Genomic DNA, 20,679 nt, shown 5'->3' with positions numbered 1-20,679 from the left:
CATCAGCGCGACACAACTACGCTCCGCAGTCGCCCGGCGACACCGAGGTGGTCGCGGAACACTGGGTTCAGGGGGGTGGAATGGCCGATTCGCAGCGCTTTCCCAGGACACGGGGGCGTATTCGCCAGAGATCATGAGGGTTTGGGCCGTCTTGGGGAACGCTCGGCGAGTTGTCCGCGCGTCCCTCCGATGGGCTACTCCGACCGCGAACGGCCGCTTGACGCCTCCTGAAAGGCGTTCCGGCACCGCGCAGCCCCCTCCACTGCGCGGTACCGCCCGCGCAGCTTTGCTCACGCGAATTCCTCTGGTCCGAACTTACGTGACGGACAGGGCCGCCGAGGGCCACCGCCGATAACGATGTGGAAACCCTGTGAAAATCACGGGAGGCCGCCCGGGCGGGGGTCCACGGCGTCGGTTGTCGCCGCCCGCAGCCGCGTCCTGGGCGCGACGGCGGGTCGGCGGTACGGTCTCGGCATGGGGCGGCGCTGGAGTGACGGACCGGGCAGGCTGATCGTGCACACCGGGGGCGGCGGGGCGGCGGTGAGCGTCCCGCTGGAGATCGCCACGTCGTACCGGGCGCGGACGAGAGGGCTGCTGGGGCGGGACTCGGTGGCGGGGGCGATGCTGCTCAGCCCGGCCGGCGGGGTGCACACCTTCCGCATGCGCATCCCGATCGACGTCGCCTATCTCGACCGGCGCCTCACCGTCATCGCCGTACGCACCATGCCGCCCGGACGCCTGGGCCTGCCCCGGCCGCGGTCCCGGCACGTGCTGGAGGCCGGGGCGGGGGCGATGGCCGGGTGGGGGCTGGTGGCCGGGGCGCGGGTGGAGATCGAACCGGACTCCCTCAGCCGGTGCGGGGGAAGGTGACCTCCACCCTCCGGTTCTTCCTGCGGCCCTCCTCCGACGCGTTGTCGGCGATCGGGTACTGCTCGCCGTAGCCGCGCACGTCGAAGACGATGTCCGGGCTGTTCAGGTCCTGGTCGAGCACCGCCTGTACGGCGTTGGCCCGCTGCCTGGACAGGACGTCGCCGTGCGCGGAGCTGCCGAGGTTGTCCGTGAAGCCGAAGACGCGGACCTGGGTCGCGTGCTGCTTGTCGATCTCCGCGGCGATCTCGGCGATCCGCGACTTGGCCTCGGCGCCCAGCTTGGCGCTGTCCTTGCCGAACAGCACCTCTGCCTGCAGGGCGAACTTCACGTCCGCGTTGGTGTCCTCGCGGCGCTCGTCCCCGCTCTGGTCCTCCACCACCGACTTGATGTCCAGCACCTTGGCCTCGGCGAGGGTGGCGCCCTCGGGAAGCTTGAGGTCCGGGTCGGTGGGGTCGACCCGCACGGGGGCGGCCGCGGAGGGCTCGGTGCCCGGGGGCACGCTCGGGCCACCGTCGTCGGCCCGTGCCGCGGAGGCGCCGCTCAGGTGCGCGGCGAGCAGCAGGGCGGCGGCGGAGAGGGTCAGGGAGAGACGCGGAGTGGTGGTGACGGTCACTGTGGCCTCACCCGGAGATCTGGATCGTGCCGCTGGAGAACGTGGGGAGCTGCAGGGTCACCTCGGCGGTGCCGGCGGGAGGGGCGGGGAACTGCATGAAGACGGGCAGCGACTGACCTCCCTGGAGCGTGCCGAGGCCCGTCGTGGTGAGCGGACGGCCCTCCGTGTCACGCAGGACGTAGTAGCGCTTCTTGCCCTTGGAATCGACGAGGGTGGCGCCACCGAGCGAGAGGCCGTGCTTGATGATCTCCGTCTCGTCCCCGCTCAACTGCGGCGGCACCACCGTGGATTTGGCTCCGTCGTTCTTCAAGTTGCCGTTCACGGTGACGAACCCTCCGGAGTCCCGCTGGGCGGAGGTGATCTGGAGCAGCAGCCCCTCGGTTCCCCTGAGTTCGGCCATGGGAGTGTCGGACTGGCCCTCCTGAGCACTCGGATCGGACCCGTCGGACTTGGTGACCGAGGCTGACGCCTGCGGCTTCTCATCCTTTCCGACGTCGCCACCGCTTCCGCAGCCGGCCACGCCTACGGCCAGGCCGGCCGCGACGGCCAGCGCGACCACGCCCCTGCGAGCTTTCGCAGTGAACCGAATGCTCATCGCTCCGCTTCCTTCATCGCTCATCGTTCGGTGATCAGTCGTCGGCCAGGTGGACGTCGAAGAGGTCCTCGGGCTCCGGGAGACCAGTCAGGTCATCGGGGTCGAGGGTCCAGACCTTGTCGTCCTTGCAGGTGAGTTCCGGCAGTGTGTCGCCCTTGGCGGCGGAGAGGTCGAAGGAGCAGAGCGACTCGATCACAGCCGTGGCGGACGCGTGCGACTTGATGGACTCGGTTCCGGGGACGACCGAATCGCCGACCGGCTTCTTCGCCTGAACCTCGACCTGATAACCCAGCGGCTTCGCTGGTATGAGTACGCAACCCTCCACGTCGGCGTCGTTCTGCGCCGCCAGTTCCCCTGCGCGCCCGCACGAGGGCGCGACCGGCGACTTCTCGTCGAAGATGTCCTGCCACTTCGTCGGGTCGAGCACGTCCTGAACCCACAGTTCGGCGAGCTGGTCCCGGGTGTCCTGGGCCGCCGCGAGCGCGGCCGCGTCCGCCGCGGTCTGGGCGCCGTTCCGGTTGGCCGCGGCCTGGCCGACCGCGAGGTAGGCGAGCGCAAGAAAGAGCAGGCCCGCCACCACCGTGATGTAGATGGGGAAGGCCTGCCCTGCGTCGAAGTGCCTGCGCGGAAGCGTCAGGTGATCTCGTTGATCTTGGTGAGGATCTTCTGCATGATCGTCTGCCCGATGCTCGTACCCGTCACCGCCAGCACGATCGCCACCACCACCGCGATGATCCCCAGGTACTCGACCGCGGTCTGCCCCTTGTCGTTCGCACGGCGCTGCATCGCGACGATCATCTTCAGCATCAGGTCGCTCATGGTGCTCCCCTCGGGGTTCGCTTACGACGACCGAACCGTAGGGCCGGGTGCCGCGGTCCGGGAAGGGTCCCTGGGCCCAACGGTGGGCCCGTGACGGGCCCGGGGCGGGCTGTCGCGGGGCCATCTCACGCCACCCCCAGCCACTTCGCGGCCGCCTGTGAGCGGCTGGTGCTGTGGAGCTTGGCGAAGATGCGGTTGATGTGGTTCTTGACCGTCTTCTCGCTGATGAAGCAGGTGGCGGCGATCTGCTGGTTGGTCATGCCGGTCGCGATGAGGTCCATGATCTCCGCCTCCCTCGTGCTGAGTTGGCACCGCACACGGTACGACTGTCCCACATCGGGTTGCAGTTGCGAAAGGTTTTGGCGGGGAATTCCCGGTAAAGCACGGGGGCGTTGGGTGGGCGGATGTGCAGTTGCATGCTCTCGGTGATGGCTGCGCAACGCTTTCGCCGCCGTCGGTGTGACGTGCGGCCGGCCCTCCCTGACGTCTCGTACCGCGCGGATCAGCTGGTCGGTGGTGAACTCGCCGTGCACCAGGTAGCCCCCCGCTCCCAGGCGGAGCGCCTCCCGCACGGTCTCCGTCTCGTGGCTGTAGGTCAGCATCATGACGGGTGCCAGCCGTACGAGGTGGGGAAGTGCCGAGATGCCGTCCACACCGGGCATCCGGACGTCGAGCAGGATGACGTCGGGACGGTGCCGTTCGGCCGCCTCGCAGGCCTCCCGGCCGTCCGCGGCCTCCGCCACCACCGTCAGGTCGTCGCGGCCGCTCAGCAGGGCCGTGAGGCCCGCCCGGACGACCGGGTTGTCGTCGGCCACCACGATCCGCACGGGTGCGGACGGGGCGTCCCGGTAAGGGTTCTCGTGCGTGGTGCGCGTGGCGTGCTGCATCGGGTGCCTCCTCTCATGCCTCTGGGGTCAGTGCGGTCAGGGGGAGTTCCACACGTACCTCCGTCCCCTTGGCGCCGCCGCGTCCGATGCGGATGCGGGCGCCCAGGGACGTGGCCCGTTCCACCATGCCGAGCAGGCCGAAGTGGCCGGAGCGGCGCAGGTCTTCGAGGGTGAGGTCGGCCGGGACGCCGCGGCCGTCGTCGTGGACGGTCAGCAGCAGCCGGTCGCCGTCCGTGCCGACGCTCACGTCCACCCGGGTGGCGTGGGCGTGGCGGTGGGCGTTCTCCATCGCCTCGGTGGTGATGGACAGCAGGTGCCGGGACACGTGCGGCGGCAGCGGCGGCAGCGGCGTGGCCCAGGTGCTGCCGCAGGTGGCGCGCAGGCCGGTGCGGGCCGTGAAGTCGGCCGCCCGGGCCTGTAGCTGACGCACCAGGTCGGACTCGCCGGTCTCGCGTCTGAGGTCGGTCAGCAGTTCCCGTGACTCCGCCGCCGCCCGGCGGGCCGAGCGGGCCACCAGTTCCGCCTGGCGCCGGATCAGGGCCGGGTCGGGACGGGCGGCCGACGCGGAGGCCGCCAGGCCGTCGGCCGCGAGGGCCACCCCGTGCAGGGTCTTGGCCACCGAGTCGTGCATCTCCCGGGCGAGCCTGGCCCGCTCCGCGTCCACCGCCTCCGTCGCCGCCAGCCGGGCCTGCACCGCGGTCAGGGCCGCCGTCGCGGTGCCGAAGCGGAGCAGCAGGTTGCGCAGGGTGGAGCCCATGGCGCCCGCGATGACGCACAGGCCGGGCAGGAACAGCGTCTCCGCCACGCCGGCGCCGTGGTCCGCCTTCAGGGTGGCGTGGACCAGGAGCAGGATCAGGGACTGCAGGCAGGCGAAGCAGGCCGCGCCGCGCCAGCTGTAGAGGAGGCCGGCCAGCAGCGGGGTGCAGACGCTGACGTAGGCGAGGGTGGTGTCCGGGCCCGCCGAGATCAGCAGCAGGGACGCGCACAGGGTGTCCGCGGCGAGCAGCACGGGGTGGCGCAGCAGGAGGGCGCCGAAGCGCTCCCAGTCGCGGAAGAGAACGTAGGAGACCATGAAGGTGACGACCACGGCCGCGCCGACCAGCCGGACGCCGAGGCCGGGGGCGGCGTTGAGCAGGGCGGCGGGGGCGGCCAGCACGATCATGGCCAGCCGGAAGCCGAAGACCTGCCGGCACATCGCCTGCAACGCGCGGAGCTGGAGCTTCTCGGGGTCGGGCACGTTCGGCTGCCCGGGGTCCAGGGGTGCCTGCGGACCGGGGCCGTGAGCCGGAGCCTGAGCCGGGCCGTAGGACGGGCCGCGGGACGGGCCGTGAGCCGGGTACGCGGTTCCGTCCACTCCGCCGGCTCCGCCCACTCCGCCGGCCCCGTCCACTCCTCCGGTACCGCCCGCTCCGCCGCCACCGCGGACCCCACCGGCTCCGCGCGCCCCGAGCCCGCCGGGGCCGCCCGTACCGCCGTCGCCGGCCGCGGTGGGCGGTGCGCCGGTCGTGGCGTCCGGTGGTGGCCGGCGCCGGCCGCGGCCCGCGCCCTGTCCCGCCCGTACCCTCGCTGTCGTCATCGCCGTCACCCCGCCCGCGCTCCCGTTGCCGTCATCGCCGTCACCTCGTCCGCCTACTCCCCCGTGATCGAGCCGAAGTCCACGCCGGAGCCCAGCAGCAGGCCCGCGCCGAGGAGCAGCATCGTGGCCGGGACCATGAAGGTGGTGATCATCAAGGTGGCCTTGGGGACCGCGCGGGCCGCCTTGCGGCGGGCGTTCTGGGCGTCGGTGCGGCGCATGTCCTTGGCCAGGGCGACCAGGGTGTCGACGATCGGGGCGCCCAGTTCCTCGCCCTGCTGCAACGCCGTGACGAACATCGCCACCTGTTCGGAGTCGTTGCGGCGGCGCAGCTCCGCGAAGGCCTGGCGGCGGCTCATGCCGAGGTCCATCTGGCGCAGGGTGATGCGCAGTTCGTCGGCCCAGGGGCCCTCGTAGCGGGTGGCCACGCGGTCCAGGGCCTGGCGGAAGCCGAGCCCGGCGCTGACGACGACCGCGAGGACGTCCAGGAAGTCGGGCAGCGTCCGCTCGATGACGTCCCTGCGGATGCGGATCGCCGACCAGATGCCGACCTCCGTCCAGAAGGCGCCGAACGCCAGCAGGAGCAGGGCCACGAACCAGTTGCCGCGCGCCAGCATCACCAGGCAGCCGACGCCGCCGAGGGCGCCGTAGACGGCGCGGCGGGCCGCGTAGCGGTCGATGGTGAGGCCGCCGGGGTTGCCGGCCAGGTCGATCCTGCGGCGGTAGCGGGCGACCCGCTTGGGGCCCATCAGGCGCAGCACCGCGGGCGCGTAGCGCATGCCCATGCGGTCGATCAGGGAGTTGGCGGCGCCGGTGCGGGTCGCGCCGACCTCCAGGGCCAGCGTGAGGTCGCCGGGGAGCCTGGCGTCCGCGCGGTACATGCGCAGGCCGGCGAAGGCTCCCCAGACGCTCGCGCCCATCAGCAGGGCCAGCAGCAGTCCCATGTCCGTCCCCCTCACACGTCGATCCGGCTCATGCGGCGGATGAGGACGAAGCCGACCGCGTACAGCGCGAAGGCGATGACCACGCAGGCCTGTCCGACGGGTGAGCCGGTCATCCGGTCCAGCGCGCCCGCCTTGACGCCGTTCATCAGGAACAGGGCGCCGATGCCCAGGACGGGGACGGCGTACGACGTCATCGTGACCTGGGAGAGCTGGGTGCGGATCTCGCGCCGGGTCTCCTTGCGTTCCTCCAGCGTCTCGGTGAGGTTGCGCAGCGCGCTGACGACCTGGCCGCCGGCCCGGTTGGACAGCACGAGGGTGGTGACCAGGACGACGAGTTCGCGGGAGGGCAGGCGGTCGGCCAGCTCGCCGAGGGCGTCGTCCATCGAGTGGCCGACGGCCAGCTGGTCGGCGACCTTGGCCAGTTCCTCGCCCGCGGGGGCCTCCAGTTCCTCCGCCGCCATGCCGATCGCGGTGCGCAGGGCGAGGCCGGCCTGGGTGGCGTTGGCGAGGATGCGGGCGAGTTCGGGCAGCTGGTTGATGAAGCGCTCGATGCGTTTCTGGCGCTGCCAGTTGAGGAACTGCCAGGCCGCCCAGACGCCGAGCAGTCCGGCGATGGGGCCGAAGAAGGGCGCCAGGGTGGCCTGGCCGACGAGCCAGAGGACGGCGACCGCGGCGAGCATGCCGGCGAAGAACTCGCCCGGGGTGACGTCGAGGCCGGTGGCGGCCAGGCGCAGTTCCAGCCTGCGGCCGGGGCGGGTGGCGCGCAGCCGCCGGTCGAGGGTCGGGAAGCGGCGCCGGCGGCCGGTGTGCGGGAGCGGGCCGGTGTGGGTGAGCCGGTCGACCAGTTCCGCCCGCCGGGCCCGGCCGCCGGCGTACACGTGCAGGCCGAGCACGGCCAGGGCGCAGGTCAGCAGGGTGACCGCGGTGGTGAGGGTGACGAGGTGGTCGAGTTCCATCGGGCCTACCTGGCTTCTCGGGTGGTGAGCTGGTCCGCGTGCCGGGCGACGCCGAAGGCCTGGGGCAGGGGCTGGCTCGCCAGGTAGAGGCGGTCGGCGGTGCGGCGGGGCAGCGGGAAGTGCTGGAAGGCGCCGTACACGCGGCCGTCCGGGGTCATGGGCTGCGCGTCGAAGCGGGCCACCGTCGCCAGCCGGTAGGGCTCGCCGCCGTGGCTGTCGAGCAGGGCGATCTCGGTGATGCGGCGGGCGCCGTCGGCGAACCGGGTGAGCTGGACGATGACGTCGACGGCGCTGTTGATCTGGTCGTGCAGCGCGGCGAAGGGGATCTCGACGTCGGACATGGAGGCGAGGGTCTGCAACCGGGTCAGCGCGTCCTCGGCGCTGTTGGCGTGCACGGTGGCGAGGGAGCCGTCGTGGCCGGTGGACATGGCCTGGAGCATGTCGAGTGACTCGCCGCCGCGGACCTCGCCGACGACGATCCGGTCGGGGCGCATGCGCAGCGAGTTGCGGACCAGGTCGCGGATGCTGACCTGGCCCTTGCCCTCGACGTTCGGCGGGCGGGACTCCAGGCGGACCACGTGGGACTGCTGGAGCTGGAGTTCGGCGGAGTCCTCGATGGTGATGATCCGCTCGTGGGCCGGGATCAGCCCGGACAGGGCGTTGAGCAGGGTGGTCTTGCCGGTGCCGGTGGCGCCGGAGACGATGACGTTGAACTTCGCCTGCACCAGGGCGGCCAGCAGGTACACCATGTGCTCGTCGAGGGAGCCGAAGCCGATCAGCTCCTGGAGGGTGAAGGAGCGCGGGAAGCGGCGGATGGTGAGGATGGGGCCGGTGAGGGACAGCGGCGGGATGATGACGTTGACCCGTTCGCCCGAGGGCAGGCGCGCGTCCACCATCGGGTTGGACTCGTCCACCCGGCGGTTGACCGTGGAGACGATCCGCTCGATGGTCTGCATCAGCTGGTCGGCGGAGACGAACCGCAGCGGCAGCTGTTCGACGCGGCCGCCGCGCTCCACGAAGATCGCGTCGGGGCCGTTGACCATGATCTCGGTGATCGAGGCGTCCTCCAGCAGCGGTTCGAGGATGCCCAGGCCGAGGGCCTCGTCCACCACCCGGCGGATCAGCTGGGAGCGCTCGAGCGTCGACAGGACCGGGCCCTCGCGGCTGATGATGTGCCCGAGCACCCGCTCCAGCCGTGCCCGGCGGTCGGCGGCGGCCAGCGAACTCATCTCCGCGAGGTCGATCTCCTCCAGCAGCTTGGCCCGGTAGGAGGCGACCAGGTGGCCGTCCTCGCCCCGGTTGCCGTGCTCCTCGGGGGCGTTGATGCGTGCCCGCAGACTCATGGGTCGGCTGCTCCTCGCTAGTGGTCGAGCGGCATGGTGGCGGTGCGGTGGGCGTCGCCGAGGTCCCACAGGATCCGGGGGATGTGGACGGTCGCGGTGACGGTGACCTCCTTGTCGCCGTACGCCGGTCCGGAGCAGCTGGTGCCGCCCGCCAGGGAGGCGCTCACCGCGCCCGCGCAGGCCTGTGCGACGTCCTGGCGCAGGGAGGCGGCCCGGGCGCCCGCACGGGCCGCCGTGCCGGCCTGCTGGACGGCGTAGGCGACGACGCCGATCTGGATGCCGGCCAGCGCGACGATGAGCAGGACGGGGATGAACCCCAGGTACTCGATGGCTACTTGGCCGCGGTCGCGGCGGCCGCTGCGGTCACGGGACATCTCACTCCTTCACCTCCTCGACGGCACCGGCGTGGCCGTGCACGGTGACGGGGAACGCGACGAAGCCGGGGAACAGGACGGGGACCTTGAGGGAGACGTCCGCCGTGACGTAGCCGGCGCCGCCGCACGTCACCGAGGCGCCGCTTCGCCACGCCGCGGACAGGTGCTCCAGCCCCGCCTGCTCGCAGGCGCCCTGGCGTGCCCCGCGCGGTACGGCGGTGCCCGCCCGTACCGCCTCGTCGGCGGCGTTCCCGGCGAGCGTGCAGGTGTATCCCGCGAGGACGCACTGCCACATCAGTACGAGGGTCAGGGCGATCAGCGGTGTCATGCCGAGGAACTCGATCGTGACCTGTCCCCGGTCGCCGTGCGGACGTCTCACCGGTCTCACTCCTTCCGCCGCCGCAGACCGGCGGGCCCCCGGCCGCCGCCCCGGTGGGTGGTTTCGGGCGCCCGGGCCAGGCCCAGTTCCCCGGCGAGGGCCCACAGCGCCTGCTTGACCGTGCTGCGGCCGTCCAGTTCGTGGACGCGTCCGGCGTCCACGACGGCCTGGAGTTCCTTGAAGTTGGCGGGGACGGTGGTGCGGGCCAGCGCGGTGCCGGTGATGCGCTGGACGAGGGCGGGCTGGATCTCGGTGGAGCGGGTGTGGCGGTTGACGACGACGGTGGTCTCCTCGGCCTTGCGGATCTGCAACCGGTCCCACATCCGTACGGTGCGCCGGGCGGCCCGTACGGCGACCACGTCCGGGGTGGTGAGCAGCAGGGCGGTGTCGGCCATCTCCACGGCGGCGGCGCTCGCCGAGCTGAGCTGGGCGCCGCAGTCGACGACGACCAGTTCGTAGCGGGAGCGGGCGGCGCGCACGATCTGGCGGGCGGCGCGGTCGGTGACCTCCTCGCCGCGTTCGCCCTCGGCGGGGGCGAGCAGCAGGGCGAGGCCGCTGTCGTGGCGGAAGACGGCGTCGGCGAGGACGCGGGGCGAGAGGTCGGTGATGCCGGCCAGGTCGACGACCGAGCGGCGGAACTGCACGTCCAGGTAGGAGGCGACGTCGCCGGTCTGGAGGTCGAGGTCGATCAGGGCGGTGGCGCGGCCCGAGGCCTGGGCGGCGAGGGCCAGCTGGACGGCGGTGAAGGTGGTGCCGACGCCGCCCTTGGCGCCGCTGACCGTGACGACGCTGCCGCCGGCGCCGCTGAACACGTCGGCGCCGTGCCCGAGGTGGCGCCGTACGCCCAGCGACCACTGGGCGACGGCCTGGACGCGGTGGGTGAGTTCCTCGTAGCCCAGCGGCAGGGAGACCAGGCCGCGGGCGCCGGCGTCCATCGCGGCGGCGAACAGGCCGGGGCCGGTGTCGCTGCTGACCAGGATGACGCCGGCGGCGGGGAAGCGCAGGGCGACCTCGCGGATCAGCTCCAGGGCGGGGACGGGGCCGATGCGCTCGTGGACGATGACCACTTCGGGCAGTTCGTCGACCGACTCGGCGGCGAGGCGGGCCAGGGTGTCGACGAGCTGGGTGGAGTCGGCCACGGGGGCGCCGGGTTCGGCGTCGGGCAGCTGGCTGAGCAGGGTGGTCAGCGAGCGGGCCGCGTCCGGGTCCGCGACGGCGGGGAGGATCCTGATGGGCATGGGGGCCGCCTCTACTTGTCCGTCGCGAGTTCGTAGGTGCGGTCCTTGTCCGGGACGGCCGTCTCGCCGCCGGGCGCGACCAGCGCCAGCCGGACCCGCTGGGCGAAGGACTCGGCGTAGGTGATGCGCTGGGCGTCCAGGGTGGACAGCGCGAAGGTGATGGGGACGGCCTCGGTGGGCTGCCGGCGGTCGCGGGTGTCGGGGTCGAGGGGGGTGAGCCGGCCGACGGCGAGGACCCGGGCGTCGGTGACGATGATCTTCGACTGGTCGGGGTCCTCCTGCTTCTTGCCCTGGAAGGTGGCGTAGACGTTGACGCGGGAGCCCGGGGTGATCTTGCCGGCCACGCCGGTGGCCGCGTCGATCATGATGGCGACCTCCTGCTGCCCGGGCTGGAGCGCGGGCTGGTCGACGATCATGTCGGTCTGGAGCAGGGAGCCCTTGTGCAGGGTGGTGACCGCGATCTTGCCCCGGATCTGCCGGAGGTCGGTGACGGCGTTGTCGGACAGCCACCGCTCGGGCATCTTGATCTTCTCGAACTGGCCCGTGCTCAGGGCGGTGTAGGGCGCCACCTCGGAGCCGATCCGGTAGGCGGTGACCTCGGGACCGACCTCGGACCGCACGTCGTCGATGACGGAGAGCACGCCGGCGAACGCGCCGAGCGCGCACAGGACCGACAGGATCAGGAGTATCACGCCGCGGCGCTGACGGGAGTTCATGGACCGTGCAACCTCATTGGGGGAATCGGTCGAGCGGGATGTGAGCGGGTGCGGGCGGGGCGGGTCAGGCGGGGGTGCGCTGTTCCAGGACGCGCGGGGTGTCGGGCTCGTGGTCCGGCGGAGTGGCGGAGCAGAAGACGCAGCGGTCGCCGATGACGGCCAGGCCGCACCAGTGGCACCGGCTCTGCCGTACGGAGGTGACCAGTTGGTACAGCACGGACAGGTCGGCGAGATAGCTGCAGAACTCGGTGATCCGGTCGGTGCCCCACCAGCGGGCGGACTCCTCCGGCAGCGGGGTCTCGCGCAGTCCGTGCACGTCCCAGGACGTGGCCAGGGTGGTGGTCCACTCGGACTGGAGCCGGCCCTTGGCGACCAGCATCCAGGTGCTGAACTCCGGCCCCGTGAGGACGGCTTCGGGGCCGATGCGGACCAGCTGGGGTTCGGGGTGGGCGACGACGCCGAACTGGCTGCCCGGCATCCACGACTTGGCGTGCGCCTTCAGTCCGACGGGCACCCGGTCCAGCTTGGTGACGGAGCCCAGTACGGCGCCGCAGTGGACGTAGTGGGTGAGCAGCCGTCCGGCCGAGGCGAGGACGCCGGGGCTGAGGTCGCAGGAGGCGAGCTGCCGCAACTGCCGGGCCAGCACGGCGATCCCCAGCGGTGGCAGGGCGGGCCGGAAGACGGCGATGCGGTCGCTCTCCATCAGCCGGCGCAGGGTGTAGATCCGCCGCAGGACCGTCTCGGGCACCGCCTCGGAGCAGACGACGACGAGGTATCCGTGCTGTTCGAGGAGGAGGTGGAGGTCGGCGAGGGCGTGCTCCAGCGGGCGCCGGTCGAGGTCGCGCAGGACGGCCGCGGGCATGGTCCGTTCGTCCTGCGCCGGCAGTGCCAGGTCGGCACTGGTCACGGCAATGGCAGTTGGCACGCGCAGCTCCCCGCTCTTCACACCCGCCGGCCCACCGGGGTCACTCCCATGCGCCAGGACGACTTCATTGCGTGACTACCCGAGCACTGTATCCACGCCCCTGTGACCGGAGAACAGCGTTTGTGTAGCTCGTAGGGAACTGGCTCTGCGCACAACGCGCCAAAACAGGACAGGTTGAGCATCCGGGCTCCGGCATATTTGGTCTGGACCTCTTGACAGTGGGATTGGTCTGGACCAACTTGGTGGCGAGCGGTGGCCACCGTCCTCTCCCCCTCTCCCCGCCAACTCCCCTCCCCGGAGGTCCCAGTGGACCGCGCACCAGGCATACCCGGACGCAGACGGCTGCGCACATGGTCGGCCACGGCCGTGCTCGCCCTCTCGGTGGCCGGCCTCGCCGCCACCCCCGCGTCCGCCGCGGACGTCAACAACGTCAAGAACGCCGGCTTCGAGTCGGGCCTCGCCAACTGGACCTGCTCCGCGGGCAGCGGCACGACGACCGCCTCCCCGGTGCACACGGGCACGGCCGCCCTCAAGGCCACCCCCGCCGGGCAGGACAACGCCCAGTGCACCCAGACGGTGGCGGTCAGGCCCAACTCCACCTACTCCCTCGGCGCCTGGGTCCAGGGCGGCTACGCCTACCTGGGCGTGACCGGCACGGGCACCACCGACGTGTCGACGTGGACCCCGGACACGGCCGCCTGGAAGCAGCTGACCACCACCTTCACCACCGGCGCCGCGACCACGTCCGTCACCGTGTACACCCACGGCTGGTACGGCCAGCAGCCCTACTACGCCGACGACATCACCGTCCAGGGCCCCGACGGCGGCGGGGGCGGCGACCCGGCCCCCACGGTCCCGGCCGCGCCCTCCGGTCTCGCGGTCTCCGGCACGACGTCGTCCTCGGCGTCCCTGTCCTGGTCGGCGGTGTCCGGCGCGACCGGCTACAACGTCTACCGGGGCGGCACCAAGGTGACCTCGGTGACGGGCACCTCGGCGACGGTGACCGGCCTGTCGGCCTCGACGTCGTACTCCTTCCAGGTCACCGCCACCAACGCGGCCGGGGAGTCGGCGAAGTCGGCGGCGGTGACGGCCACCACGGCGGCGACCGGTGGCGGCGGAGGCGGAGGCGGCGGCACGCTGCCCAAGCACGCCGTGACGGGCTACTGGCAGAACTTCAACAACGGGGCGAAGGTCCAGAAGATCTCCGACGTCCCGGCCGCCTACGACATCATCGCGGTGGCCTTCGCCGACGCGACGTCCACGCCGGGCGCGGTCTCCTTCAGCCTCGACTCCGCCGGGCTCGGCGGCTACACGGCCGACCAGTTCAAGGCCGACATCAAGGCCAAGCAGGCGGCCGGCAAGAAGGTCATCATCTCGATCGGCGGCCAGAACGGCACCGTGTCGATCAGCGACGCGACGTCCGCGGCCAACTTCGCGAACTCCGTCTACGCGCTGATGCAGACCTACGGCTTCGACGGCGTCGACATCGACCTGGAGAACGGCCTCAACGCCACCTACATGACGCAGGCGCTGCGCTCGCTGTCGGCGAAGGCGGGCTCCTCGCTGATCATCACCATGGCCCCGCAGACGATCGACATGCAGTCGACCTCGAACTCCTACTTCCAGACGGCCCTGAACATCAAGGACATCCTCACGGTCGTCAACATGCAGTACTACAACAGCGGTTCGATGCTGGGCTGCGACGGCAAGGTCTACAGCCAGGGGTCGGTGGACTTCCTGACGGCCCTGGCCTGCATCCAGCTGGAGGGCGGACTCGCCCCGTCCCAGGTGGGCCTGGGCCTGCCCGCCTCGACCAGCGGCGCCGGCAGCGGCTACGTCTCCCCGACCGTGGTGAACAACGCCCTGGACTGCCTGACCAAGGCCACCGGCTGCGGCACCTTCAAGCCGTCGCGGACCTACCCGGACCTGCGCGGCGCGATGACCTGGTCGACGAACTGGGACGCGTCGGCCGGCAACGCCTGGTCCAACGCGGTGGGAGCGCACGTGCACGCGCTGGGCTGACCTGACGTACGCGCACGACGCGGTGACGCCCGGGCCCCCTGGGTCCGGGCGTCACCGCGTTCCCGGCCGTCCCGCCGGTCGACGCCGGGCGGCCGCCGCCCAGGGCCTGGGCCAGGGCCCACTACGACGGCTGGTCCGCGGCCGCCTCGCTCGCGGCCGGGGCCACGGTGTCGGCGTCACCGGCGTCGGTGGTGGCGGCCTCGTCGTCGAAGTAGGCGTCGAGCACCGCGTCCAACTGCGCCTCCCACTCCGCGAAGCGGCTCCTGGCCGGTGCCTCGATCTCGATGGGGTACCAGCGGCGGTCGGGGGTGTGCACCGTGACGGTGAACCGCTTGCCGAAGCGGGCCGACTCGGTCTCGACGGCCCCGATCTCGTCCCAGCGGAACTCGCAGGCCTCCTCGTCGAGGCTGAGGCGCACGCCCCGGCCGTCGGCGACGATCCGCGCCCGGCGGTCACCGGCCTCGAAGACCGGGCCCTCCGGCACCGCGTCGGAGTCCTCCGCCTCCGCGGCGGCGGGCTCCGCCGCCGGCGCGCCCTCGGCGGCCTCGGCGTCCTTGTCGTCCCCGGGTACGGCGTCCTCCGGCTGGGCCGTCGCCGGGGCGGTGATCCCGGGGATGAAGGCCGGGTCGAATCCGGCGCCCAGCACGGGCTCGCCCTTGAGGGGCTGGCTGTTCGATCCTATGCGCTGCTCCACGGCGGCAGTATGGACGACTTCCCTGTGCCGTAACCAGTCAGCCCGCGTTTCTCCCGGTTCCCGCGGGTCACTCGCGCGGCTCGTCCGTCCGGCACGGAGTGCTCCCTGACGGGAGGTGACGGCAGGTCACGGGAGCCGCGGGCCTACACGAACACGCTCACCACCGCCGCGACCGCGAACCCCGCCACCGACAGCACGGACTCCAGCACCGTCCAGGTCCGCAGGGTGTCCCGCTCGCTGATGCCGAAGTACTTGGCGACCATCCAGAAGCCGCCGTCGTTGACATGCGAGGCGAAGATGGACCCGGCCGAGATCGCCATGATGACGAGGGCCGTGAAGGCCTGGGAGTGGTGGCCGTCGGTGAGCAGCGGGGCGACGATGCCGGCCGTGGTGACGATGGCGACCGTCGCCGAGCCCTGGGCGACGCGCAGCACGAGGGAGAGCAGGTAGGCGAGCACCAGCACCGGCAGGCCGACGTCGTGGAAGGTGTCGGACAGCGCCTGGGCGACCCCGCCGGCCTTGAGGACGGCGCCGAAGACACCGCCGGCGCCGACGACGAGCAGGATGTTGCCGACCGGCTTCAGCGAGGCGGTCGACACCCGCTCCAGGGACGTGCGGGACCAGCCGCGCCGGATGCCGAGCAGCCAGTAGGCGAGGAACAGGGCGAGGGTGAGGGCGACGAAGGGGTGGCCGAAGAACTCCAGCACCGAGCGGAGGGTGGAGGGGTCCAGGGCGATCGAGGAGAAGGTCGCGGCGAGGATCAGCACCAGCGGTGTGCCGATGATGGCGAGGACCGTGCCGAGCGGCACCGGGTTCTCGCGCGGCTCGCCGCCCTGCGCGCGCTGCTCGTCCAGGACGGCCTGCCGGGCCTCCTGCGCGGCCTCGGCCATGTCCTGCGGTACGGGAACGAAGATCCGCCGGCCGATCCAGGCGGCGTACGCCCAGGCGGCGAGCACGGCGGGCAGGCCGCAGACGGCGCCCATGAGGATGATCCAGCCGAGCTGGACGTGCAGCAGTCCGGCGGCGGCGACCGGGCCGGGGTGCGGCGGCAGGAAGGCGTGGGTCATCGACAGGCCGGCCAGCAGCGGCAGGCAGTAGAGCAGGATCGACTTGCCGCGGGGGGCGCCGCCGGGACCGTCCTCGCCGGAGTTCCGGGGAAGCCCGGCGGCCGCGTAGACGATCGGGGCGAGGACGAAGATGCCGACGTCGAAGAAGACCGGGATGCCGAAGATCAGGCCGGTCAGGCCCATGGCGAGCGGGGCGCGCCGCTCGCCGAAGAGGCCGAGCAGCCGGGCCGCCAGCACCTCGGCGCCGCCGCTGACCTGGAGGATCGCGCCGAGCATGGTGCCCAGGCCGATGATGATCGCGACATGGCCGAGGATGCCGCCCATGCCGGACTCGACGGTCGACACGGCGTCCGACCGCTGGACGGTGCCGAACAGTTCGGTGACCGGCAGCCCGGCCAGCAGGCCGACGGCTATGGAGACGGCCAGCAGGGCCACGAAGGGCTGGAGCTTGACCTTGATGATCAGGCAGAGCAGGAGGGCGATGCCGAGCGCGGCGACGAGGAGCAGTCCGGCGGTGCCGTCGACGAGGAGGAGCAGGCCTCCGGTGTGGGGTGGCGCGGCGGGGGCGGGGGCGGCGAGCGGGAGGGGCATAAGGGGTCCTCTGGCTGAATGCAGGGTGCTTCCGGGCAGGGGGGATCGCGGCACGGCGGCCCGGGATACGGGGCGCCGCCGTGCCGTGAAGGGCGTACGGGTGCGGGAGTCGACGTGCGTGCGGGGTGCGGGGTGCGGCGCGCGGGCGGCCCCGGTCAGCCGCTCAGCGCCGGCTCAGCGGCGGCTCAGCCGAGGACGGCGAGGGCGTCGATCTCGATGAGGAGGCCGGCCGGCAGACCGACGTAGACGGTGGTGCGGGCGGCGGGCGGCTGGGTGAGGCCCTGCTCGTCGAAGTAGGCGTTGTAGATCTCGTTCATCTCCGCGAAGTGGTCCACGTCGGTGAGGTAGACGCGGATCATCATCACGTCGTCCCAGCTCGCGCCGCCCTCCTCCAGGATCGCCCTGACGTTGGCGAGGGTCTGCAGGGTCTGCTCGCGCAGGGTGGGACCGGCGGGCGTGGGGGGCTTGCCGTCCTCGGCGGGCAGGAAGCCGACCTGGCCGGCGACCTGGAGGATGTTGCCCTTGCGCACGCCGTGCGAGAACCGCGCGGGCGGGGTGGTGTGCGTCTTCGGGGTGAGCGCGGTCTTCTCGGTCATTCGGCGGACCCTTTCGCGGTCGTTCTTCCGGAGTACTCGCCGCTGATGGCGTCCGCGGTACGGCGCACCTGCGGGAGCAGGGTGAGCAGTTCGTCGGCGGTGACGACGACGTTGGGCGCGGAGACCGACATCGCGGCGACGACGCGGCCGTCGGCGCCCCGGACCGGTGCGGCCACGCAGTTGATGGACTCCTCGTGGCCGCCGAGGTCGGTGGCCCAGCCCTGTTCGCGCACCTGGGCCAGCTCGCGCGCGAACGCGGCGGCGTTGGGGGTGGAACGGGCCGTGTAGAGGGGGTAGTCGAGCTTCTCGGCCAGTGCCCGGCGCTCGGGCTCGGGCAGGTCGGCCAGCAGCAGCTTGGCGACGGCGGCGACGGTGATGGCGACGGGCCGGCCGATGCGCGAGTACATGCGCACGGGGTAACGGCTGTCCACCTTGTCGATGTAGAGGACCTCGCCGTCCTCGTACACGGCGAGGTGCACGGTGTGCCCGCACTGCTCGTTCAGCCGGACCAGGTGGGGGTGGGCGATCTCCCGGACGTCGAGGTTCTCCATCGCCTCCTGGGCGAGCGCGAACAGCCGGGCGCCGAGGCGGTAGCGCTGGTCTGACTGGCGGTAGACCAGACCGTGCTCGTGCAGGGTGCGCAGCAGCCGCAGCGCGGTGGACTTGTGCACGCCGAGCCGGTCGGCGACCTGGCCGAGGTCGGCGGGGCCCTCGGCGAGCAGCGGCAGGATGCTCAGGGCGCGGTCGACGGTCTGGCTCATGGCGTACGTACCTCCTCCTCGGCCCGATCGACGGCTCGGTCGGCGGCGCGCGTCCAGCCGGGGCCGAGTCGCAGTCTCCCCCACGCGTCCTCGTCCAGGGCGGCCAGCCGGTCGGCGTGGTCCCGGGCCGGGGGCGGGGCGAGGTCGCCGGGGACGGTGAGGGCGGCGGCGGCCATGAGGTGCCCGTGCCGCAACCGGTCCCGGACGGGCAGTGCGCGCAGGGTCGCGGAGAGGAACCCGGCGGCGAAGGCGTCCCCGGCCCCGACGGGGGCGACGACGGCGACCCGGAGCGCGGGCACGAAGGTGACGCGGTCGGCGGACCGGAGGCCGCCCCCGGACTCCCGGGAACCGGACTCGCGGCAACCGGACTCGCGGCAACCAGACTCGCGAAGGCCGGGCTCACCGGATCCGGGACCACGGGCACCGGGCTCACCGGGACCGGGCTCCCGGGGACCGGACTCGCGAAGGCCGGGCCCGTCGGAGACGGCGGCCGGGGCGGGCGCGTCGCCGTCCGCCGGTGGGTGTTCGAAGACCGTGGCCCCGCGCCCGCCCTGCTTGACGACGAGCACCGGCGGCTCCGGCAGGACCTCGCGGACGGCGCTCGGGCCGCCGGTGACGCCCCAGGCGGCCTCCGCCTCGTCCTCGCCGACGAACACGATGTCGGCCGAGCGGGCGAGGTCCAGCAGGACCCCGGTCCCGGCCGGGTCGGGCCACAGGCCGGGGCGGTGGTTGACGTCGAAGGAGACGAGCGGCCGCCCGGGGCGGGGCGCGGTCAGTTCGCGCAGCAGGTCCCGGCACTGCGGCGACAGCGCGGCCGTGATCCCGGACAGGTGCAGCACCCGCCCGGCCCGCACGGCCGCCAGGTCCACCGAGCCGGTGCTCATCGCGGAGGCCGCGGAACCGGCCCGGTAGTACGCCACTTCGTGCGCGTCGGTGGCCCGGTCCCCGGCCGTGCGGAAGTAGACGCCGGTGGGGCGCTCCGGGTCCCGCCGGACCGCGCCGACGTCGACGCCGTAGGCCGCGATCGCCGCCACCAGGTGGTCGCCGAAGCCGTCCGCGCCGACCCGGCCGACCCAGCGGGCCGAGTGGCCGGCCGCCGCGAGCACGCAGGCCACGTTGGACTCGGCGCCGCCGATGGACCGGTCGAAGGAGGGGACGTCGGCGAGGCGGCCGGGCCGGCCGGGCAGGAAGGCGACCATGGACTCGCCGAGCGTGACGACGTCCACGACCTCGGGGGCGCCGGGGGCGTTGCGGGGTCCGCTGACGGTCACGATCGTCGTACTCCTCGGCCGGGTGCGGGTCTCGGGTGGTTTCCGTTGACCCCGCGTCGGCCGAGATGTTAGACAGCGGTCAGCGACATACGCAATGGTCGTTGCATATCGTGCAACGGACCGGATCAGGAGGCTTCCATGGCCCGCGACACCGGCGCCGAGGCGCTCGCCCGGCTCGCCGAGGAACGCGTCGACCACCGTTTCAAGGGTCTCCCGCCGGACGCCGAGGGCCTCACGGTCGGCGAGCTGGCGGCCCAGCGCCGCAACCTGTTCACCGGCGGCTTCACCACGCCCGTGCTCGCCCTGTCGGCCGAGCGCCTGGAGCACAACCTGGCGCTGATGGACACGTACGCCGCCCGGCACGGTCTCGCCTTCGCCCCGCACGGCAAGACCTCCATGGCGCCGCAGCTCTTCCGGCGCCAGCTCGAGCGCGGCGCCTGGGGCATCACCCTCGCGGTGCCGCACCAGGTGCGGGTGGCCCGCGCGTACGGCGTCCGGCGCGTCTTCCTCGCCAACGAGCTGGTGGACCCGGCCGCCCTGCGCTGGATCTCCGCCGCGCTCGACGCCGACGACGGCTTCCGCCTCGTCTGCTACGTCGACTCGGTCGCCGGGGTGAAGCTGATGGACCTGGCCCTGCGCACCGCCCGCCGCCCGGTGGACGTGGTGGTGGAGCTGGCCGCCGGCGAGGACGCCCGCACCGGGGTGCGCACGGAGGCGGAGTGCGCCGAGGTCGCCGACGCGGTGGCCGCGGCCCCGGCCCTGCGGCTGGTCGGCGTGGCCGGGTACGAGGGCGAGGTACCGCGGGCCACGCCGGAGCGGGTGCGGGACTGGCTGCGGCGGCTGGTCGCGCTGGCCGCGGACCTCGACCGGGCCGGGCGGTTCGCCAGGACGGAGGAGATCGTCGTCAGCGCCGGCGGCAGCGCCTGGTTCGACGCGGTCGCCGACGTCTTCGCGGAGATCCCGCCGCTGAGCCGCCCCGTGCTGAAGCTGCTGCGCTCGGGCGCCTACGTCTCGCACGACGACGGCCACTACCGCAGGCTCACCCCCTTCAACCGGGTCCCGGCGGAGGGCGGACTGGAGCCGGCCTTCCGGCTGTGGGCGCAGGTGGTCTCCCGCCCGAACGCCGGGCAGGCCTTCGCCAACGCGGGCAAGCGGGACGCGGCACACGACCTCGACCTGCCCGTCGCCCAGGTGGTGCGCCGGGGCGACGGCGAACGCCCGGCCACCGGCATCTCGGTCACCGGCCTGTCCGATCAGCACACCTGGCTGCGCACGGACGCCGGGGCCGACCTCAGGGTGGGCGACTGGGTGGGCCTGGGGCTCTCCCACCCCTGCACGTCCTTCGACAAGTGGCAGCTGATCCCGGTGGCCGAGGCGGACGGCACGGTCGTGGACTACGTCCGCACGTTCTTCTGAGCCCCACCGGGACCCACCGAGCCCCACCG

General features: G+C 72.7%; 22 protein-coding genes. 3 read left to right on the top strand and 19 right to left on the bottom strand.

What is annotated here, in order from left to right:
- The first annotated feature begins 474 nt into the window (after nt 1-474).
- Nucleotides 475-870 carry a DUF192 domain-containing protein gene (locus ACZ6CZ_RS12855; protein WP_469018768.1) on the top strand — a complete coding sequence of 132 codons (396 nt, stop codon included), beginning with the start codon at nt 475-477 and terminating at the stop codon, nt 868-870.
- Here the strand turns inward: ACZ6CZ_RS12855 and ACZ6CZ_RS12850 are convergent.
- The 14 genes from ACZ6CZ_RS12850 to ACZ6CZ_RS12785 all read right to left on the bottom strand — a co-directional run bounded on the left by ACZ6CZ_RS12850 (nt 848) and on the right by ACZ6CZ_RS12785 (nt 12,232).
- Complete coding sequence (locus tag ACZ6CZ_RS12850) at nt 848-1,483, bottom strand: OmpA family protein (protein ID WP_469018765.1); 636 nt, start codon at nt 1,481-1,483, stop codon at nt 848-850. The two genes, ACZ6CZ_RS12855 and ACZ6CZ_RS12850, sit on opposite strands and share 23 nt — an antisense overlap.
- Before the next feature lie 7 nt (nt 1,484-1,490).
- A complete protein-coding gene (locus ACZ6CZ_RS12845) occupies nt 1,491-2,078 on the bottom strand; it encodes a hypothetical protein (RefSeq protein WP_469018762.1) in 588 nt (195 codons plus the stop codon).
- A gap of 34 nt (nt 2,079-2,112) precedes the next feature.
- Nucleotides 2,113-2,715: a pilus assembly protein TadG-related protein gene (locus ACZ6CZ_RS12840; protein ID WP_469019111.1), complete on the bottom strand. Its 603-nt coding sequence runs from the start codon at nt 2,713-2,715 to the stop codon at nt 2,113-2,115.
- Nucleotides 2,712-2,897 carry a hypothetical protein gene (locus tag ACZ6CZ_RS12835; RefSeq protein ID WP_469019108.1) on the bottom strand — a complete coding sequence of 62 codons (186 nt, stop codon included), beginning with the start codon at nt 2,895-2,897 and terminating at the stop codon, nt 2,712-2,714. Before ACZ6CZ_RS12835 ends, ACZ6CZ_RS12840 begins: the two co-directional genes overlap by 4 nt.
- A gap of 125 nt (nt 2,898-3,022) precedes the next feature.
- Nucleotides 3,023-3,784, bottom strand: a complete 762-nt coding sequence (locus ACZ6CZ_RS12830) for a response regulator (protein WP_469018759.1) — start codon at nt 3,782-3,784, stop codon at nt 3,023-3,025.
- Between the two features lie 13 nt (nt 3,785-3,797).
- On the bottom strand, nt 3,798-5,360 hold the full coding sequence (locus ACZ6CZ_RS12825; RefSeq protein ID WP_469018756.1) for a sensor histidine kinase: 1,563 nt from the start codon (nt 5,358-5,360) through the stop codon (nt 3,798-3,800).
- 53 nt (nt 5,361-5,413) lie between these two features.
- Nucleotides 5,414-6,301, bottom strand: a complete 888-nt coding sequence (locus ACZ6CZ_RS12820) for a DUF5936 domain-containing protein (RefSeq protein ID WP_469018753.1) — start codon at nt 6,299-6,301, stop codon at nt 5,414-5,416.
- Nucleotides 6,302-6,312: 11 nt separating this feature from the next.
- Entirely contained in the window at nt 6,313-7,257 is a 945-nt protein-coding gene (locus ACZ6CZ_RS12815) for a type II secretion system F family protein (RefSeq protein ID WP_469018751.1), read from the bottom strand.
- Nucleotides 7,258-7,262: 5 nt separating this feature from the next.
- Nucleotides 7,263-8,600 carry a CpaF family protein gene (locus ACZ6CZ_RS12810; RefSeq protein ID WP_469018749.1) on the bottom strand — a complete coding sequence of 446 codons (1,338 nt, stop codon included), beginning with the start codon at nt 8,598-8,600 and terminating at the stop codon, nt 7,263-7,265.
- Nucleotides 8,601-8,617: 17 nt separating this feature from the next.
- Nucleotides 8,618-8,974 (bottom strand): TadE/TadG family type IV pilus assembly protein, encoded by a 357-nt coding sequence (locus tag ACZ6CZ_RS12805; protein ID WP_469018747.1) that lies wholly within the window; start codon nt 8,972-8,974, stop codon nt 8,618-8,620.
- 1 nt (nt 8,975) lies between these two features.
- Nucleotides 8,976-9,353 (bottom strand): pilus assembly protein, encoded by a 378-nt coding sequence (locus ACZ6CZ_RS12800; protein ID WP_469018744.1) that lies wholly within the window; start codon nt 9,351-9,353, stop codon nt 8,976-8,978.
- A gap of 5 nt (nt 9,354-9,358) precedes the next feature.
- Entirely contained in the window at nt 9,359-10,591 is a 1,233-nt protein-coding gene (locus ACZ6CZ_RS12795) for an AAA family ATPase (RefSeq protein ID WP_469018742.1), read from the bottom strand.
- Nucleotides 10,592-10,602: 11 nt separating this feature from the next.
- Nucleotides 10,603-11,307 carry a Flp pilus assembly protein CpaB gene (cpaB, locus tag ACZ6CZ_RS12790; protein WP_469018739.1) on the bottom strand — a complete coding sequence of 235 codons (705 nt, stop codon included), beginning with the start codon at nt 11,305-11,307 and terminating at the stop codon, nt 10,603-10,605.
- Between the two features lie 64 nt (nt 11,308-11,371).
- Entirely contained in the window at nt 11,372-12,232 is an 861-nt protein-coding gene (locus ACZ6CZ_RS12785) for a hypothetical protein (protein ID WP_469018736.1), read from the bottom strand.
- Between the two features lie 306 nt (nt 12,233-12,538).
- Here ACZ6CZ_RS12785 and ACZ6CZ_RS12780 point away from each other — a divergent pair, with 306 nt between their 5' ends.
- A complete protein-coding gene (locus tag ACZ6CZ_RS12780; RefSeq protein WP_469018733.1) occupies nt 12,539-14,254 on the top strand; it encodes a chitinase in 1,716 nt (571 codons plus the stop codon).
- A 121-nt stretch (nt 14,255-14,375) separates the two neighbouring features.
- On the opposite strand, the gene ACZ6CZ_RS12775 is transcribed toward ACZ6CZ_RS12780, so the two are convergent.
- The 5 genes from ACZ6CZ_RS12775 to ACZ6CZ_RS12755 all read right to left on the bottom strand — a co-directional run bounded on the left by ACZ6CZ_RS12775 (nt 14,376) and on the right by ACZ6CZ_RS12755 (nt 19,234).
- Complete coding sequence (locus tag ACZ6CZ_RS12775; protein WP_469018730.1) at nt 14,376-14,948, bottom strand: hypothetical protein; 573 nt, start codon at nt 14,946-14,948, stop codon at nt 14,376-14,378.
- Nucleotides 14,949-15,091: 143 nt separating this feature from the next.
- Nucleotides 15,092-16,606: a GntP family permease gene (locus ACZ6CZ_RS12770; protein ID WP_469018727.1), complete on the bottom strand. Its 1,515-nt coding sequence runs from the start codon at nt 16,604-16,606 to the stop codon at nt 15,092-15,094.
- Nucleotides 16,607-16,791: 185 nt separating this feature from the next.
- Nucleotides 16,792-17,202: a RidA family protein gene (locus tag ACZ6CZ_RS12765; RefSeq protein ID WP_469018726.1), complete on the bottom strand. Its 411-nt coding sequence runs from the start codon at nt 17,200-17,202 to the stop codon at nt 16,792-16,794.
- Nucleotides 17,199-17,963, bottom strand: coding sequence for an IclR family transcriptional regulator (locus ACZ6CZ_RS12760; protein ID WP_469018724.1), 765 nt, complete (start codon nt 17,961-17,963; stop codon nt 17,199-17,201). The genes ACZ6CZ_RS12765 and ACZ6CZ_RS12760 overlap by 4 nt, the downstream gene beginning before the upstream one ends.
- Nucleotides 17,960-19,234 (bottom strand): sugar kinase, encoded by a 1,275-nt coding sequence (locus tag ACZ6CZ_RS12755; protein WP_469018721.1) that lies wholly within the window; start codon nt 19,232-19,234, stop codon nt 17,960-17,962. The genes ACZ6CZ_RS12760 and ACZ6CZ_RS12755 overlap by 4 nt, the downstream gene beginning before the upstream one ends.
- Before the next feature lie 138 nt (nt 19,235-19,372).
- On the opposite strand from ACZ6CZ_RS12755, the gene ACZ6CZ_RS12750 reads away from it, so the two are divergent.
- Entirely contained in the window at nt 19,373-20,650 is a 1,278-nt protein-coding gene (locus ACZ6CZ_RS12750; protein WP_469018719.1) for an alanine racemase, read from the top strand.
- Nucleotides 20,651-20,679 lie beyond the last annotated feature (29 nt).

The sequence above is a fragment of the Streptomyces sp. NPDC041135 genome (genome assembly GCF_055592085.1).
Note: the sequence above shows the minus strand (reverse complement) of the source record. Positions and strands in the feature narration are given on the sequence as shown.